The 16,143-nt window shown below is 68.3% G+C and carries 17 protein-coding genes; 12 read left to right on the top strand and 5 right to left on the bottom strand.

Translation table 11 applies throughout. The features are described 5' to 3' along the window. Positions 1-44: 44 nt before the first annotated feature. The gene (locus ASD37_RS03845; RefSeq protein WP_056548273.1) at positions 45-386 is read right to left on the bottom strand and encodes a hypothetical protein; all 342 of its coding nucleotides are present in this window, start codon (positions 384-386) and stop codon (positions 45-47) included. Positions 387-937: 551 nt separating this feature from the next. Here ASD37_RS03845 and mihF point away from each other — a divergent pair. From mihF to ASD37_RS03805, 8 genes are all read left to right on the top strand, one after another. Then, positions 938-1,261 (top strand): integration host factor, actinobacterial type, encoded by a 324-nt coding sequence (mihF, locus tag ASD37_RS03840; RefSeq protein WP_056548271.1) that lies wholly within the window; start codon positions 938-940, stop codon positions 1,259-1,261. 29 nt (positions 1,262-1,290) lie between these two features. Further along, positions 1,291-1,860, top strand: coding sequence for a guanylate kinase (gmk, locus tag ASD37_RS03835; protein WP_056549783.1), 570 nt, complete (start codon positions 1,291-1,293; stop codon positions 1,858-1,860). 50 nt (positions 1,861-1,910) lie between these two features. After that, on the top strand, positions 1,911-2,207 hold the full coding sequence (rpoZ, locus tag ASD37_RS03830) for a DNA-directed RNA polymerase subunit omega (RefSeq protein ID WP_056548269.1): 297 nt from the start codon (positions 1,911-1,913) through the stop codon (positions 2,205-2,207). A 14-nt stretch (positions 2,208-2,221) separates the two neighbouring features. Next, positions 2,222-3,478 carry a bifunctional phosphopantothenoylcysteine decarboxylase/phosphopantothenate--cysteine ligase CoaBC gene (gene coaBC / locus ASD37_RS03825; protein ID WP_056548267.1) on the top strand — a complete coding sequence of 419 codons (1,257 nt, stop codon included), beginning with the start codon at positions 2,222-2,224 and terminating at the stop codon, positions 3,476-3,478. Positions 3,479-3,619: 141 nt separating this feature from the next. Beyond that, entirely contained in the window at positions 3,620-4,831 is a 1,212-nt protein-coding gene (gene metK, locus ASD37_RS03820; RefSeq protein WP_200959765.1) for a methionine adenosyltransferase, read from the top strand. 109 nt (positions 4,832-4,940) lie between these two features. Further along, complete coding sequence (locus ASD37_RS03815) at positions 4,941-5,954, top strand: acetamidase/formamidase family protein (RefSeq protein ID WP_056548263.1); 1,014 nt, start codon at positions 4,941-4,943, stop codon at positions 5,952-5,954. Between the two features lie 10 nt (positions 5,955-5,964). Beyond that, positions 5,965-6,702: an SDR family NAD(P)-dependent oxidoreductase gene (locus tag ASD37_RS03810; RefSeq protein ID WP_056548260.1), complete on the top strand. Its 738-nt coding sequence runs from the start codon at positions 5,965-5,967 to the stop codon at positions 6,700-6,702. An 84-nt stretch (positions 6,703-6,786) separates the two neighbouring features. Beyond that, complete coding sequence (locus ASD37_RS03805) at positions 6,787-7,254, top strand: cupin domain-containing protein (protein WP_056548258.1); 468 nt, start codon at positions 6,787-6,789, stop codon at positions 7,252-7,254. Positions 7,255-7,258: 4 nt separating this feature from the next. On the opposite strand, the gene ASD37_RS03800 is transcribed toward ASD37_RS03805, so the two are convergent. Genes ASD37_RS03800 through ASD37_RS03785 form a run of 4 tightly spaced genes read right to left on the bottom strand, consistent with a single transcriptional unit; the run spans position 7,259 to position 11,049 of the window. Next, positions 7,259-8,740, bottom strand: a complete 1,482-nt coding sequence (locus ASD37_RS03800; protein ID WP_056548255.1) for an NAD(P)/FAD-dependent oxidoreductase — start codon at positions 8,738-8,740, stop codon at positions 7,259-7,261. Further along, complete coding sequence (locus ASD37_RS03795) at positions 8,737-9,120, bottom strand: YdeI family protein (protein ID WP_056548253.1); 384 nt, start codon at positions 9,118-9,120, stop codon at positions 8,737-8,739. The genes ASD37_RS03800 and ASD37_RS03795 overlap by 4 nt, the downstream gene beginning before the upstream one ends. A gap of 7 nt (positions 9,121-9,127) precedes the next feature. Continuing rightward, positions 9,128-10,099 (bottom strand): alpha/beta hydrolase, encoded by a 972-nt coding sequence (locus ASD37_RS03790; RefSeq protein ID WP_056548251.1) that lies wholly within the window; start codon positions 10,097-10,099, stop codon positions 9,128-9,130. Between the two features lie 5 nt (positions 10,100-10,104). Then, positions 10,105-11,049 (bottom strand): alpha/beta hydrolase, encoded by a 945-nt coding sequence (locus ASD37_RS03785; protein WP_056548249.1) that lies wholly within the window; start codon positions 11,047-11,049, stop codon positions 10,105-10,107. Here ASD37_RS03785 and ASD37_RS03780 point away from each other — a divergent pair. Genes ASD37_RS03780 through ASD37_RS03765 form a run of 4 tightly spaced genes read left to right on the top strand, consistent with a single transcriptional unit; the run spans position 11,012 to position 16,140 of the window. Beyond that, entirely contained in the window at positions 11,012-11,779 is a 768-nt protein-coding gene (locus ASD37_RS03780; protein ID WP_056548247.1) for a lysoplasmalogenase, read from the top strand. The genes ASD37_RS03785 and ASD37_RS03780 overlap by 38 nt on opposite strands. Beyond that, positions 11,776-13,773, top strand: coding sequence for a primosomal protein N' (locus ASD37_RS03775; RefSeq protein WP_056548245.1), 1,998 nt, complete (start codon positions 11,776-11,778; stop codon positions 13,771-13,773). Before ASD37_RS03780 ends, ASD37_RS03775 begins: the two co-directional genes overlap by 4 nt. Before the next feature lie 37 nt (positions 13,774-13,810). Then, a complete protein-coding gene (locus ASD37_RS03770; protein WP_056548243.1) occupies positions 13,811-15,610 on the top strand; it encodes a DUF2207 domain-containing protein in 1,800 nt (599 codons plus the stop codon). Then, entirely contained in the window at positions 15,604-16,140 is a 537-nt protein-coding gene (locus ASD37_RS03765) for a LemA family protein (protein ID WP_056548241.1), read from the top strand. Before ASD37_RS03770 ends, ASD37_RS03765 begins: the two co-directional genes overlap by 7 nt. Positions 16,141-16,143: the final 3 nt, after the last annotated feature.

Below are 16,143 nucleotides of genomic sequence, written 5' to 3'. Positions count from 1 at the left end.
GCGGGGCCTGCCCAAGCAGGTGACCCGCCGCCTTGGCCACCGGCCTACAGCGGAATCCAGACGGGACCGAACCAGAACCCCCAGCCAGCGCCGTTGCCTGCCGGCAACGGGGTGACCTGCTGGCCGTTCCAGTTGAACGGCTGATGATCCTGACGGCCTTGGTCGACGCCGCGGTGCTGCCAGTCGACGGGTCCCCGGTTGTCGTCGGGACCCCTGTTGTCGTTGGGACCCCTGTTGTCGTGCTGGTCCTGCCCGCAGGGTGGCTGGCCCCAGTTGTTGCACTGGCCGGGATCGGCCGACGCCGTGCCGAGGCCGACGCCCGACAACCCGGTCAGTCCGACTCCGGCGGCCAGGATCGACGCGTACACGGCCCGCTTGAAGGTCATCAGATTTCTCCACTCTCAGTCGTCTGCACGAGGCGGTTTTGCCTCACCACGAGAACGCTAGGAAGCCCACATTGGCGCTTCCCCTGATGACGATTTGCACCCGCTGTGCGTCTGATAACGGTTGGGCGTCTGTGGCGTACGTGACGGACGCAACCCGTGTGGCGAACGAGGCGGTTCGCTCACCGGCCGGGGTGTCGCCGACACGCCCGACATGCGATGACCAGGGAAATTCTCAGTAATCGGACCTCGCCGAATGACGCCCCGGCCGACACGTCGCCGTCGCACCCTGCTCGACAGTGCCGACCAACAGCCGAAAAACACCGTTAATCAGGCACGATGCAGTTTTTCGCCACCTTCGCCCGAACCGGCCTTGGCGGACCACGATTCTGGGCAGATTGCCCTACACGCTGCGCTTTTGACCCAGGAAAGCGGGGGGTGGGGTTAGCTTTCGTCAGCGGCCGTGGGTACGGTCGTCGTCGCTGGCTGGTTCTCCAACCAGTCAAGACACAAGTAGATGGCCAGTTCAAAGATGGCAAGAGACGGAGGAACCCGTGGCCCTTCCCCAGTTGACCGACGAACAGCGCGCGGCAGCGTTGGAGAAGGCTGCTGCCGCACGTCGAGCGCGAGCTGAACTGAAGGATCGCCTCAAGCGCGGCGGCACCAACCTCAAGCAGGTCCTCAAGGACGCTGAGGGTGACGACATCTTGGGCAAGATGAAGGTTTCCGCGTTGCTGGAAGCATTGCCGAAGGTTGGCAAGGTCAAGGCGCAGGAAATCATGACCGAGCTCGAGATTGCACCCACCCGCCGTTTGCGCGGTCTGGGTGATCGTCAGCGCAAGGCTCTGCTGGAAAAGTTCGACTTCACGGCGGATTAGTGCCGGCGAAGGACCGGTCGGCGGTTGCGATGAGTCGAGTCGTGGTGCTGTCCGGTCCTTCGGCCGTCGGCAAGTCGACGGTGGTTCGGTGCCTGCGAGAGCGGGTGCCGGATCTGTACTTCAGCGTTTCGGCGACCACCAGGTCGCCACGGCCCGGCGAAGTCGACGGAATCGATTACAGGTTCCTGACCGCCGTGCAATTTCAGCAGTTGATCGACGACGGTGCTCTTCTGGAGTGGGCCGAGATTCATCGCGGCCTACATCGATCCGGAACGCCCGCCGAACCCGTGCGAGCTGCCGCCCGAGCTGGACGCCCCGTCCTGATCGAGGTCGACCTCGCCGGCGCAAAAGCCGTGAAGGCCGCCATGCCCGAGGCCCTGTCGGTGTTCCTGGCCCCTCCGAGTTGGGAGGCGCTGGAGTCCCGACTGGTGGGCCGCGGCACCGAAAGCCCCGAGGTGAGAGAGCGAAGACTCGCCACCGCACGGGACGAACTCGCCGCCCAGGATGAGTTCGACGTGGTCGTCGTCAACGAGCAATTGGAATTTGCCTGCTCAGAATTGGTATCCTTGCTGATGGGCCACACGCCGGATCCGGCGTGACCGATCAGCAGACAGCTCGGCCCCCAGCGAAAACGCCAGGAGATAACTTCGTGACAACCCCTGTCGAGAGCTTCGACTCCGACGCCGCCAACGCCTATGACACGCCCCTGGGCATCACCAACCCGCCGATCGACGAGTTGCTGTCCCGCGCGTCCAGCAAATACGCGCTGGTGATCTACGCCGCCAAGCGGGCGCGCCAGATCAACGATTACTACAACCAGCTGGGCGACGGCATCCTGGAATACGTCGGTCCGCTCGTCGAGCCGGGCCTGCAGGAGAAGCCGCTGTCGATCGCGATGCGCGAAATTCACGGTGACTTGCTCGAGCACACCGAGGGCGAACACTAAGACCCGGCTTCGACATGACCGAGCGCAAACGGGTCGTCGTGGGCGTCGCAGGCGGCATTGCCGCCTACAAGGCGTGCACGGTGGTCCGTCAGCTCGCCGAGGCGGGGCACTCCGTTCGGGTGGTTCCCACCGAATCCGCCCTGCGCTTCGTCGGGGCCGCCACCTTCGAGGCGCTCTCCGGCCAACCGGTCCGGACGGGCGTCTTCTCCGACGTCGACCAAGTTCCGCACGTCCGCATCGGCCAAGAGGCAGACCTCGTGGTCGTCGCACCGGCTACCGCGGACCTGCTGGCCCGTGCCGTCTCCGGGCGGGCCGACGACCTCCTCACCGCAACGCTGTTGACCGCGCGATGTCCCGTGGTCTTCGCCCCGGCGATGCACACCGAGATGTGGTTCCATCCGGCGACGGTGCAGAACGTGGAGACCTTGCGTCGCCGCGGGAACGTCGTCCTCGAACCGGCGTCCGGCCGACTCACCGGCTCCGACAGCGGCGCAGGCCGCCTCCCCGAGCCGGAGGAGATTACGACGCTGGCCCAACTGCTGCTCGACCGGCCCGACGCACTGCCCTTCGATCTGTCGGGGGTCAAGGTGCTCGTCACCGCGGGCGGCACCCGTGAACCCCTCGACCCGGTGCGGTTCATCGGCAACCGCAGCTCGGGAAAGCAGGGTTACGCCGTGGCGCGGGTCGCCGCTCAGCGCGGTGCCGACGTCACCCTTATCGCAGGCAACACCGCCGGGCTCGCCGACCCCGCTGGCGTCAACGTCGTACACATCGGCTCGGCCGAACAGCTGCAGGACGCAGTGTCCAAGCATGCGCCCGACGCCCACGTCCTCGTGATGGCCGCGGCCGTGGCCGACTTCCGTCCCACCCACGTGGCGACCAGCAAGATCAAGAAGTCCCACGACCCGGGTGCGGCGTCGGCTCCCTCCATCGAACTGACGCGGACCGAGGACGTGCTCGCGGGCACCGTCAGGGCGCGCATCGACGGTCAGCTGCCCAACATGCGCGCCATCGTCGGATTCGCTGCCGAGACGGGTGACGCCAACGGTGACGTGCTGTTCCATGCCCGCGCGAAATTGCAGCGCAAGGGTTGTGACCTCCTCGTCGTCAACGCCGTCGGCGAAGGCAAGGCATTCGAGGTCGACAACAACGACGGGTGGCTGCTGGCGGCCGATGGCAACGACGTCGCGCTGGAGCACGGTTCGAAGACGTTGATGTCTAGCCGTATCGTGGACGCGATCGCTGCGTTCCTCGGAAGCCGTGCGGAGTGACGGGCTCTACAGCAACACCCTGCGCGTAAGGGTTGCGGCCCGCCGGGACGCACGCTTGGCTGCAGCAAGGCACGGAGCCGCCCCGGCGGCGACATCGGGTTTCGATATGATTCGCATAACTAAGCTTTAGAAGGGGATGACATCGTGAGCAAAGGTCGGCTGTTTACCAGTGAGTCGGTAACAGAGGGGCACCCCGACAAGATCTGCGACGCCATCAGCGACTCGGTGCTCGACGCACTGCTGGCGCAGGATCCGAAGTCGCGGGTCGCCGTGGAGACCCTGGTGACCACCGGTCAGGTGCACGTCGTCGGTGAGGTCACCACGACGGCCAAGGAAGCGTTCGCCGACATTCCGAAGACCGTGCGCGCACGCATCCTCGAAATCGGTTACGACTCGTCCGACAAGGGCTTCGACGGCGAGACCTGTGGCGTGAACATCGGAATCGGTGCACAGTCGCCCGACATCGCGATGGGAGTCGACACCGCCCACGAGGCGCGCGTCGAAGGCGCAGGCGACCCGCTGGACGCCCAGGGCGCCGGCGACCAGGGCCTCATGTTCGGCTACGCCATCAAGGACACGCCCGAGCTGATGCCGCTGCCGATCGCGATCGCGCACCGCCTCGCTCGCAGGCTCACCGAGGTTCGCAAGAGCGGTGTGCTCGACTACCTGCGGCCCGACGGCAAGACCCAGGTCACCGTGCAGTACGACGGCAACACCCCGGTCCGGCTGGACACCGTCGTGCTGTCCACCCAGCACGCCGACGGCATCGACCTCGAGGGTGGCCTGACGCCCGACATCCGCGAGAAGGTCGTCAATACCGTCCTGGCCGACCTGAACCACGACACGATGGACACCTCCGACTACCGGCTGCTGGTCAACCCGACCGGCAAGTTCGTCCTCGGCGGCCCCATGGGTGACGCGGGTCTGACCGGTCGCAAGATCATCGTCGACACCTACGGCGGCTGGGCCCGCCACGGTGGCGGCGCGTTCTCCGGCAAGGATCCGTCGAAGGTGGACCGTTCCGCGGCGTACGCGATGCGCTGGGTGGCCAAGAACGTCGTCGCCGCCGGCCTGGCCGAGCGCGTCGAGGTTCAGGTCGCCTACGCGATCGGCAAGGCCGCCCCCGTCGGCTTGTTCGTCGAGACGTTCGGTTCCGAGACCGTCGACCCCGCCCGCATCGAGAAGGCCATCACCTCGGTCTTCGACCTGCGCCCGGGTGCGATCGTCCGCGATCTGGACCTGCTGCGCCCGATCTACGCGCCGACGGCGGCCTACGGCCACTTCGGCCGCACCGACGTCGACCTGCCGTGGGAGCGCACGGACAAGGTCGAGGAGCTCAAGGCTTCCGTGTAATACCGCGAGCAGTCGCAAAAGGCCCTGAATCCGCGTGATTCAGGGCCTTTTTCGACTGTTCACGCGGGTCGGGTGGGCGCGAGGCGACGCAATCCACCAGGATGGGCTGATGGATCACGTCACCTTCGTGCCAACGGTCGACCAGCTCGCCTACACCTTCGGCGGCGCCGCCCCGGTCATGCGGATCAAGCCAGGAACGGCCCTGACCCTGTGGACCGAGGACGCCTACGGCGGCCGCATCACCAGCAGGGACGACGTCGCCACCACGGCGCTGGACACCGAGGACCTCAACCCCCAGACGGGACCGTTCTGGATCGAGGGTGCCGCACCGGGGGACACCCTGGCGGTGCACCTGGTGGACCTGACGCCCGCACGCACCTGGGGTGCGTCGACCCTGATTCCGTTCTTCGGTGGCCTGACCAGCATTCCGGCCAGCCCGACGCTGCAGGACCCGTTGGACGAGCGCACGTACATCTACGACTACGACGCGGGCACCGAGACGCTCGGCTTCTCGGCGCTGGCCAGCGACTTCCAGCTGCGCCTGCCCTCGAACCCGATGCTCGGCACGGTCGGCGTCGCGCCTGCGCGGCGCGAGGTGCGGACGTCGCTGGTGCCCGACTACTTCGGCGGCAACATGGACAGCCCCGAAATGGCAGCCGGCGCAACGTGTTATCTGCGCGTCAACGTCGACGGTGCGTTGTTCTCCCTCGGCGACGGTCACTACCGGCAGGGTGAAGGCGAGTCGTGCGGCACTGCGGTGGAGGGCGCGATGCACGTGACTGCCATCGTCGACCTGATCAAGGGCGGCGGGCCGGCCTGGCCGAGGGTCGAGACCGACACTCACCTGATGTGCATCGGCTCCGGACGCCCGCTCGAGGAGGCCTGGCGGGCAGGCCAGGTCGAAATGGTCGGCTGGCTCGGCGAGTTGTACGGCCTCGACCGTCTCGACGCCTACCAGTTGCTGAGCCAGATCTCGGAGGTACCGATCGCGAACGTCGTCGACACCAACTACAGCGCAGTGACCAAGGTCGACAAGCGACTGCTTCCGGTCGCACCCGCCTTCGGCGGTATCCACGACGAAATGCGCAGGGCTGCAAAGTCCCTGGGCTCGATCTCGTACTGAGGGGACATCCATGGAACTCGGACTGACAGGCAAGCGCTTCCTCGTCACGGGCGGCACCAGGGGCATCGGCAGGGCAGTGGTCGACGGACTGCTTGCCGAGGGTGCGGCCGTGGCCTACTGCGCGCGGACGGTGGAGGCGGGAGCGGGCGCCGAGTCGGCCATCGGCACCGCGGTCGACGTGGGCGACGCCGCGGCGTTGAAGGCCTGGGTGGACGATAGCGCCGCCGCCCTCGGCGGTATCGACGGCGTGGTGGCGAACGTCAGCGCGCTCGCCATCGCCGACAGCCCGGAGAACTGGCGCACCAGCTTCGACGTCGACCTGATGGGCACCATCGGTTTGGTGGAAGCGGCACTGCCGCATCTGCTCGCCGCCGACGCGGGGTCGATCGTGACGATCTCGAGTGTCTCCGGGCGTGAAATCGACTTCGCCTCAGGCCCGTACGGCACGATGAAGGCCGCCATCATCCACTACACGCAGGGTCTCGCCTTCAACCTCGCGGGCAAGGGAGTGCGGGCCAACACGGTCAGCCCCGGCAACACGTACTTTCCCGGCGGGGTGTGGCCGTCCATCGAGGAGAACGATCCCGAGCTCTTCGCGACGGCCCTCGGGCTCAATCCGACGGGCCGGATGGCCACCCCGCAGGAGGTCGCCAATGCCGTTGTGTTCCTGAGCAGTTCGGCGGCGAGCTTCGTCACGGGCACCAACCTCGTCGTCGACGGCGCATTGACGCGCGGCGTGCAGTTCTGATCGGCGGATCCGTTGCAACGGCCGTGGATCGGATCTACGCTAGCGCCGACGCGGAACCAATCATCCGCTTGAGGAGATGAAACCGTGAGCGTCGCCTATCTCGCACAACCCGAGCAGCAGCAACAACTCGAATGGCTCGACGGGGGCACGCTCGGAATCCTGCTCGACGGCAAGGTCACCGACGGTCAACTGATGATCGGGCGCTTCGACGTCAGCGAAGGCGAAGCGCCGCCCTATCACCGCCACACTCACGAGGACGAAGTCTTCATGCTCATCAAGGGCACTGCTCTGGTGTGGGTCGACGATCAGGAAATGGAACTGAGCGAGGGCGGAATCGTGTTCCTGCCGAAGATGATTCCGCATGCCTACCGAATCACGTCGAAGAAGGCCGATCTCCTGATGATCAACACGCCGGCCGGTATCGAAGGGCTGTTCCGGCACGCAGGCCGCGACAAGTCGACCCCGCGACCCGATGGTTTCGAGATATCGCCCGGTCTGCTCGCCGAGGCCTCCGAGAAATACGAGAGCATCATCGTCGGCCCGCCGCGCTGACCAACTACCGGCTGAACTCGTAGTCCGCCAAGGGGAATCGACGGCTGCGCCAGATGGCCTCGGCCGTAGTGGTGGGCCGAAGCGGCACGTCGCCGTTCTTGTCGAAGTAGTAGCTGTTGGCCAGGGAGCAGCTGTCCTGCCAGAAGATCTGCCGGTGCCGCTTGCGCATCATCTCGGCGAAGAAGCGGTCGTTGGCCGCACCCGACACCTCGACGCGGGTCGCCGCCTCGCGGGCCGCCTGCGCGAGGCACCGGACGATGTGGTGGGTCTGCGTCTCGATGAGGGCGAAGTACGACGAGCCGACGTAGCCGTAGGGGCCCATCACGGTGAAGAAGTTCGGGAAGCCAGGGATGCTGACGCCCTCGTAGGCCTGAAGGCGTTGCTCCGACCAGAACTGGGCCAGCGATCGACCGCCCGGCCCGGTGACGGGGAACGTCGGAATGCTGTCGACGTCCATCACCTTGAAACCGGTGGCCAGGATGAGCACGTCGACCTCGCGCTCGGTGCCGTCGGCGGTGACGACCCCCGATGCGGTGACCTTCTCGATCGGTTCGGTGACCAGCTCGACGTTGTCGCGGTTGTACGTCGACAGGTAGGTGTTGTGGAATCCGGGGCGCTTGCACCCGACGGCGTAACGCGGCGTCAGCTTGTCGCGTACTCGAGGATCGTGCACCTCGCGCTTGAGGTAGGCCCTTCCCATCTTCTCGGCGCGGTTGGCCAGCGGAAACACCGTGTAGTACTGCGCCGAGATGGTGAACGTCAGCTCGACGTACGCCTGGCTCAGCACGCGCTGGAGCACCTTGCCGCCAGGAATGCGCATCGCCCGGCGGACGGCGGCGGGCAGCGGCACGTCCAGCTTGGGCATGCACCAGATCGGCGTGCGCTGAAAGACGGCGAGCTGAGCGACGATTGGGGCGATCTCAGGAATGACCTGAACGGCCGAGGCGCCAGTGCCGATGATCGCCACGCGCTTGCCGGTGAGGTCCTGAGAATGATCCCATCGCGCGGTGTGCATCGTGATGCCCGCGAAACCGTCCACGCCGTCGATGTCTGGCAGCTTCGGCACGCTCAGCACGCCGCTGGCGTTGACGAGGAAGCGGGCGCTCAGCGCGTCGCCGTCGTCCAATTCGACGCGCCAGCAATCCGATTCGTCGTCGAACGACGCGGCCGCCACCTTCGTGTGGAACCGTATCTTGGGGCGAAGTCCGTACTCGTCGACGCACCGCTCGGCGTAGCGCTTGAGTTCGGCGCCCTTGGCATAGGTGCGTGACCAGTCCGCGCTCTGCTCGAACGAGAACTGATAGGAGAACGACGGAATGTCGACGGCGATGCCGGGATAGGTGTTCCAGTACCAGGTTCCGCCTGGCTCCTCGCCCGCCTCGACGACCAGGTAGTCGCCGAGGCCGGCCTTGTCGAGCTGGATCGCCGCGCCGATGCCGGAGAACCCGGCACCGACGATGATCGTGTGGAAGTCGGGTGCGCTCACGGGGTGCCTCCGTCGGCTTGGATTGGCGGCCAACGTCCCTCGGCCTTGGCGGCGTCGACGTGCCGGAGCCCCTGCGGTCTCATCCGACCCGATTCGATCAGCCGGGTCACCCGGTCGACGTTGGACTTCGACCACGCACTCTTGGGTGTGCGCGGGCTGAACCGTTGAATCCGAGACACCTCGTCATACCCGCGGGCAAGGCTGTCGATCCACCCGAAGCACAGGGCGATCTCGACAGCCTCTCCGTAGCCGAGGGGCACGTCGCCGGCGGCCTTGTTGAACAGGCGAACCCAGACGTCGGAGGCGGTGTCGTGGTTCGCCTCGAGCCACTGCTCCCAGTGTTCGGGGGCTCGGACGTCCAGCACCTCGCGCTCAGTCATCTGACCGTCACGCGCCGGGGTGCAGCGCCGTCCTCAGTGCGGCCAACCCACGATTGGTGGCCTCGGTGGCCGCGGGCGATGCCATGGCCAGGCTGACGTAGCCGTGCACCATCGTCGGCTCGTTGCTCAACTGCACGGGAACGCCTGCGGCGGAAAGCAATTTGGCATACTTCCCGCCGTCGTCGCGTAGCGGATCGTGCTCCGCGGTCCCGATGAAGGCGGGCGCCAAGCCAGCCAGCGTCTCCGCGTTGGCGGGGGCGACGTCGGTTGGGAGGGTCGTGGAATCGGACATGTCCAGACCCGGCAGGTACCACGTCAGGAAGGCCGTCATCACGTCCGCGTTCAGGATTGGGGCGTCGACGTTCTCGGTGAACGACGGCGCAGAGAGATCCCCGACCGCCACCGGATACCAGAGCAACTGGAACGCCAGCGGGGGTCCGCCGGCGTCCCTGGCCCGCAAGGCCATCACCGCCGACAGATTGCCACCGGCGGAGTCGCCCGCGACCGCGATCCGGGTCGGATCGCCGCCCAGTTCCCCGGCGTGCTCGGCGACCCACTGCAGCGCCGCCCACGCGTCGTCGACGCCCGCGGGGAAGGGATGCTCCGGAGCCAGGCGGTAGTCGACCGACACCACGATCGCCTCGGCGCCGATCGCATGCGCCCGTGCCACGTGGTCGTGGGTGTCGAGATCGCCAATCGCCCAGCCGCCACCGTGGTAGAAGACCACCACGGGCAGGTTCGTGTGTGCCTCGACGGGCGGCCAGTAGATCCGGACGGGAACGTCGGCGAGCTCGCCGTATCCAACCGTCCGCTCCTCGATTCGCATGTCCGGCAACATCTCCGCCGGCGGCTTGACCGCGCGGAATCGCTCGCGAGCTACCTCGACGCCGTCGTCGACGGTGAACTCGAGCGGTACCGCGTCGAGGAGCATCTTGAGAATCGGGTCGATCCCGGGCCGGTCGGATGTGGTCTCCGTCATGTGCCTCAGGCTAGCGCGCGACGAAGGGCGGACAACCCACGTTCGACCGCATCGGTGGCGGCGGGCACCACCCCGGCGTAGCCCAGGTAGCCGTGCACCAGCGTCTTGGCGTTGTGCACCTCGACGGAAACACCGGCGGCGCTGAGCAGCTCGCCGTACCGGACGCCGTCGTCGCGCAGCGGGTCGTGTCCTGCCACCGCTATGTATGCCGGTGCCAGCGCGGCGAACTCCGTCGCCCGACCGGGCACCAACGTCGCGGGCGGGTTCCTGAGGTCCTGGCCCTTGGCGTACCAGCGGGAGAACTCGGCGACCGCGTCCACCGCGAGGATGGGTGCGTCGGCGTTCTCGGTGAACGACGGAAGCGTGGTGTCCCAGGTGGTCGCCGGGTACCACAGCAGCTGGAACGCGATCGGCAGGCCGCCCGAGTCGCGAGCCAGCTGCGCCACCACCGCGGCGAGGTTGCCGCCGGCCGAGTCGCCCGCCACCGCGAGCCGCGTCGGGTCGGCGCCAAAGTCGGCGGCGTTCTCGGCGACCCATCGGGTCGCGGCCCACACGTCGTCGACCGCCGCCGGGTACGGGTGCTCGGGTGCCAGGCGGTACTCCACCGACACCACCAGCGCGCCCGAACCCACCGCGTGCCTGCGGGCGTCGTTGTCGTAGCTGTCCAGGTCGCCGACCACCCAGCCGCCGCCGTGGAAGAACATCACCACCGGCACAGGACCGGCGTCGGCCTCCGGCGGCCAGTACAACCGGATCGGGATCGGCCCGCCGGGACCGTCGACCGTGCGGTCCTCGACGCGCAACTCCTGGTGCACCGGGTGCCGGGGCAGGTCGCGGAACCGTGCGCGAGCCGCCTCGGGCCCACCCTCGGTCGTCAACTGGAAGGGAACCGCTTCCAGTACCTTCTGCAGGATGGCGTCCAGAGGCGGTTTGTCGGCTGATTCGGGCATCGGCTCACCGTACGCATCGCGCCCCACGCGAACCCTGTGGGGCGCAGCGGCGGTCGTCGGCGCCGGGTACGGCGCCTTCCTGGTGGTGGTGGCGCTTCGCTCGCCCGCGGGAGCCGAGCTGACGGGCCAGTTCGGCGCCCAACCCGCCGTCAAGGCGCTGGCCGCGGTACTGCTCGCGGTGGCCGCGCTGAGCCATCCCGTCCGGCGCGAACGCCGGTGGTTGGTGCCCGCCCTGGTGTTCTCGGCCGCGGGCGACTTCTTCCTCGCGATGCCGTGGTGGGAGCCGTCGTTCGTGCTCGGCCTCGGCGCGTTCCTCGTCGCGCACCTCTGCTTCCTGGCGGCCCTGTTGCCGCTGGCCGCCAGGGTTCCGGCCAGGGTCGCGGCCGCCGTCGTCGTCTGCGTGGCGTGTGTGACGCTGCTGGTCTGGTTCTGGCCCCGACTGATCGTCGAGGGCATGGCGATCCCTGTCGTCCTCTACATGGTGGTGCTCGCCGCGATGGTGTGCGCGGCCCTGCTGGCCGACCTGCCGACGCCGTGGACCGCGCTGGGTGCGGTGTGCTTCGCGGTGTCCGACGGGATGATCGGGATCGGGCGCTTCGTGCTCGATTCCGAGGCGTTGGCGGTGCCGATCTGGTGGGCGTATGCGGCGTCGCTCCTGTTGATAACCGCGGGGTTGTTCTTCGGCCGCGGTCAGTCCTCGTCAGGACCGTCTGTTACACAACCCGAGTGACCGACATCAGGCAGGCGGCTGAGCACGAGCCCATCGCCAGGGTGCTCCCCATGCTGTCGGTGCCACACCTCGACCGAGACTTCGACTACCTCGTCAGCGCCGACCAGTCCGACGACGCACAGCCGGGGGTGCGGGTCAAGGTGCGCTTCCACGGCAGATTGGTGGACGCCTTCATCCTCGAACGGCGATCCGAGACCGACCACGACGGCAAGCTGGGCTGGCTGGATCGCGTGGTGTCCAGCGAACGGGTCCTGACACCCGAGGTTCGGCGCCTCGTCGACGCGGTCGCCGCCCGCTATGCCGGAACCCGGCCCGACGTTCTTCGGCTTGCGGTGCCACCGCGGCACGCGACCGTGGAGAAGCAGCCCGTCCCCGAGGCGCCTCAGGCCACCCCGTCGACCGTCGACCCGTCGGCGTGGGGCGACTACCACGGAGGTACCCAATTCCTCGACGCGCTGGCCGAGGGCCGGGCCGCCCGCGCCGTCTGGCAGGCGTTGCCCGGCGAGCTGTGGACCGACCGCCTCGCCGAGGCCGCCGCGGTGGTCGTCCAGTCCGGCCGTTCGGTGCTGGCCGTCGTCCCCGACCAGCGCGACGTCGACGCCCTGTACGCGGCCGCCGTCCGGCACGTCGGGGAGTCGACGACGGTCGCCCTTTCGGCGGGGCTCGGCCCGTCGCAGCGGTATCGCCGCTGGCTGTCGGTGTTGCGGGGGCACGCCCGATTCGTCATCGGCACCCGCAGCGCGGTGTTCGCGCCCGTCGCCGACCTCGGGCTGGTGATGGTCTGGGACGACGGCGACGACACGCTCTCCGAGCCGCGGTCGCCGTACCCGCACGCGCGCGAGGTCGCGATGCTGCGCGCGCACCAGCTGCGCTGCGCCGCGTTGATCGCCGGATACGCCAGGACGGCCGAGGCGCAGGCGTTGGTCGCCAGTCGCTGGGCCCACGATCTGGTGGCCACTCGACCGACGGTGCGGACGCGGAGCCCGCGGGTGATCGCGCTCGACGACAGCGGTTTCACCCAGGAACGCGACGCCGCCGCGTACACCGCACGGTTGCCGACGATGGCGCTCGACGCGGCCCGCGCGGCGCTCAAGTCGGGACATCCCGTGCTGGTGCAGGTGCCCCGGCGTGGTTACGTTCCCGCGCTGGCCTGCGGGAAGTGTCGAACCATCGCCAGGTGCAGGCATTGCACGGGGCCCATGTCTCTGCCGGACCGCGCGGCCGGGGCCGTCTGCCGGTGGTGCGGTCGCATCGAGCCGACCCTGCGCTGCGTGCGCTGCGGCTCCGACGCCGTCCGGGCCGTCGTCGTCGGAGCCCGGCGCACGGCCGAGGAACTGGGCCGCGCCTTTCCCGGCACCACGGTGATCACCTCCGGGGGCGACGCGATGGTTGCCGAAGTGCCTGCCGCACCGTCGCTGGTCGTGGCCACCCCGGGAGCCGAACCCGCCGTGGTCGGCGGCTACGGCGCGGCGTTGCTGCTCGACGGTTGGGCGTTGCTCGGGCGACAGGACCTGCGCGCATCCGAAGACGCGTTGCGCCGGTGGATGGCCGCCGCCGCCCTGGTGCGGAGGAGCGGAGACGGCGGGGTGGTGGCCGTGGTCGCCGAATCCGCGATTCCAACCGTGCAGGCGCTGATCCGCTGGGATCCCGTCGGCCACGCCGAATCCGAGCTCGCCGCCAGGGCCGAGGTGGGCTTGCCGCCCGCGTCGCACATGGCCGCGGTGGACGGTCCACCGGCGGCAGTGGCGGCGCTGCTCGAGGCGGCCCGCCTGCCCGAGAGCTCGGAGGTTCTCGGTCCCGTCGACCTGCCGCCAGGTGCCCGCGCGATGCCGGGGACCGACCGCGACGCCGAGGTGGCCCGCATGCTGGTCCGGGTTCCCCGCGAGACCGGCCTCGAATTGGCCTCGGCACTTCGCCGCGCCACCGGCGTCTTCAGCGCCCGCCACGACCAACCGCCCGTTCGTGTGCAGATCGACCCGTTGCACATAGGGTGAGTCGGACCCGACGGACGGGCAGGCGGGGGGAGGTGCAGTGAAGCGGATCTTCGGCTGGCTCGTCCTGGTGATCTTGATTGCCGCCGGACTGCTCTGGCCCCTCGCGTTCGGGAGTGTCGGCGCCTCGGTCGCGGCCGACGATCCCGTCGTGATCAGCGATTACCAGGCCGACTTCACCGTCGCCGCCGACGGCCGGCTCAACGCCGTCGAGACCATTCGCGGGGAGTTCCCGTCGGGACGGCACGGCCTCTTCCGCTACTGGGACGTCGCCAACCCAAACAGCCCGCGCGTGCGCCAAGAACCCACCGTCACCTCCATCCTGATGGACGGCCAGCCCGTGCCCTATCAGCTGCTGTGGGAGTCCGGGGACAGGTTCCGCGTCGCCAAGATCGGCGACGCCGACAGCACGCTGACACCGGGGACCCACGTCTACGAGCTCCGGTACTCGATCGCCGGAGTCCTCGACCCTGGCGCCGTCGGACAGAACAGAGGTTTCGCGAAGGTCTTCGGGGACCCCGACTCGACGTCGGCGTTCTTCTGGAACGTCATCGCACCGTCGTGGAACAACGAGATCCAACGGGTGCGCGTCCGCGTGACGATGCCCGCGGACGTCACCGGCGCCGAATGTTCCGTCGGCTTCGGAACTGGCCGCGCGTGTGACGGGCTGACGGTGTCGGGGAGCACGATCGAACTCGGCGCCGCCAACCTCGCGCCCCGCACACCTGTCACCCTGCGTGCCGGCGTCGACGTCCCGACCCCGCCGCGCATCAGCCTGCCGTGGTCCTACGAGTGGGACCGCGTCCTCGGCCGGTCGATCGGCGGCGTGGCCTGGGTCCTCGGCCTCTCGGTGGCCGGCGCGCTGCTGGCCTACCTCTGGTACCGCACCACCGTCGAACCGGACCCCGGCTTCCCCGTGCAGTACGCGCCGCCTCCAGGGCTTGGCCCCGTGCAGACCGAGTACATCCGCACCGAGGAAGTGCCCAAGAACGGGCTGACCGCAACCCTGTTCCACCTCGCCGAGCGCAAACTCGTCGAGCTCGAGCAGGTCAACGACAAGCAATGGAACGTGCGGGGAACCGCCGAAGCCGCCGCGTGGGCAGACGTCGACCCCGTCGCGATCGCCGTCGGGTCGGCGCTGAAGGTGATGGGCCCCGGCAAGGAGTTCGAGGCCAAGAAGACCGCCGCCGCAGGCAAGAGGCTCTCCAAGGCGAAGACCGACATGACCGTGGCGGTACGGGCGTGGGCGCTGGACGACAAGCTGATGGTCACGCGGCGCAAGGAGCTGTGGGTGCGCTCGGCGAACGGGCTGTCCGTCATCCTCGCCGTCTGCGGCTTCTTCCGCTGGGGCTTCCCGGCCACCATGTGGGGGCTGCCGTTCATCGCGTTCTTCCTGTTCTCCCGGCGCTCCTGGGCGGACGGCGTCGGCATGCGTCGGACCGCCGCGGGACGCCAATTGTGGTCACAGGCAGGTGGATTCCATCGTCTGCTGTCGACCGATTCGGCTGAGACGCGATTCGACTTCGCCGCCCGCAAGGACCTCTACACGGCCTACATCCCGTTCGCCATCGCAGGCGGCGCCGCGGCCCTTTGGGCCAAGAAGTACAGCGACACTGTGGGAACCGTTGCCCCGCAAGCAGATTGGTACCCGTCGTCGTCGAGCGGCTACGGGGTGAGCGGCCACTCCGGCGGCCCTGACTTCGACAGCTTCGAGTCGGCCTTGTCGTCGTCCATCGGCGCCTACGCGGCCTCGCAGGCGTCGTCGTCCTCGTCCTCGGGGAGCAGCAGCTCCAGCGGCGGTGGCGGCGGAGGCGGCGGCGGGGGAGGAGGCTCGTGGTGAGTTCCGTGTTGATCTTGGTCGTGGTGCTTCTCGTGCTGGTCCTTGTGGGATTCGTGCTGGGCTACAACAAGATTCGTTCGGCAGACGTTCGCGTGTCCGAGGCGCTCGCCGGCGTCGACGTCGAGCTGACCCGCCGGGCGTCGCTGATTCCCAGCCTGGTGCACACGGTGCAGACCTTCGCCGCCCACGAGAAGGGCGTCCTCGACCACGTCACCGACGCGCGCGCCGCCCTCACCACCGCGACCGGTGGCAAGTCGGTCGCGGACCGCAGCGCTGCCGAGCACCAGTTGGACACCGCGCTGCGACCGCTTCTCGCGCTCGGCCAGAGCTACCCGCAGCTGAACTCCTCGAACAACTTCCTGAACCTTCAGGAGAACCTCGCCGACACCGAGAACAAGCTTGCGTTCGCCCGCCAGTACTACAACGACGCGGTCGCCACGCTGAACAAATCCCTCACCACGATCCCGTGGATGTTCGTCGCCCCCCTGGTCGGGGTGTCCGAACGCGAGTACTACCACATCAACGGTTGAGAA

Source organism: Mycobacterium sp. Root135, from assembly GCF_001426545.1.
In the GTDB taxonomy this organism is placed as follows: Bacteria; Actinomycetota; Actinomycetes; order Mycobacteriales; family Mycobacteriaceae; genus Mycobacterium.
The sequence above is the reverse complement of the archived record's forward strand: the minus strand, read 5'-3'. Positions and strand labels throughout refer to the sequence as shown.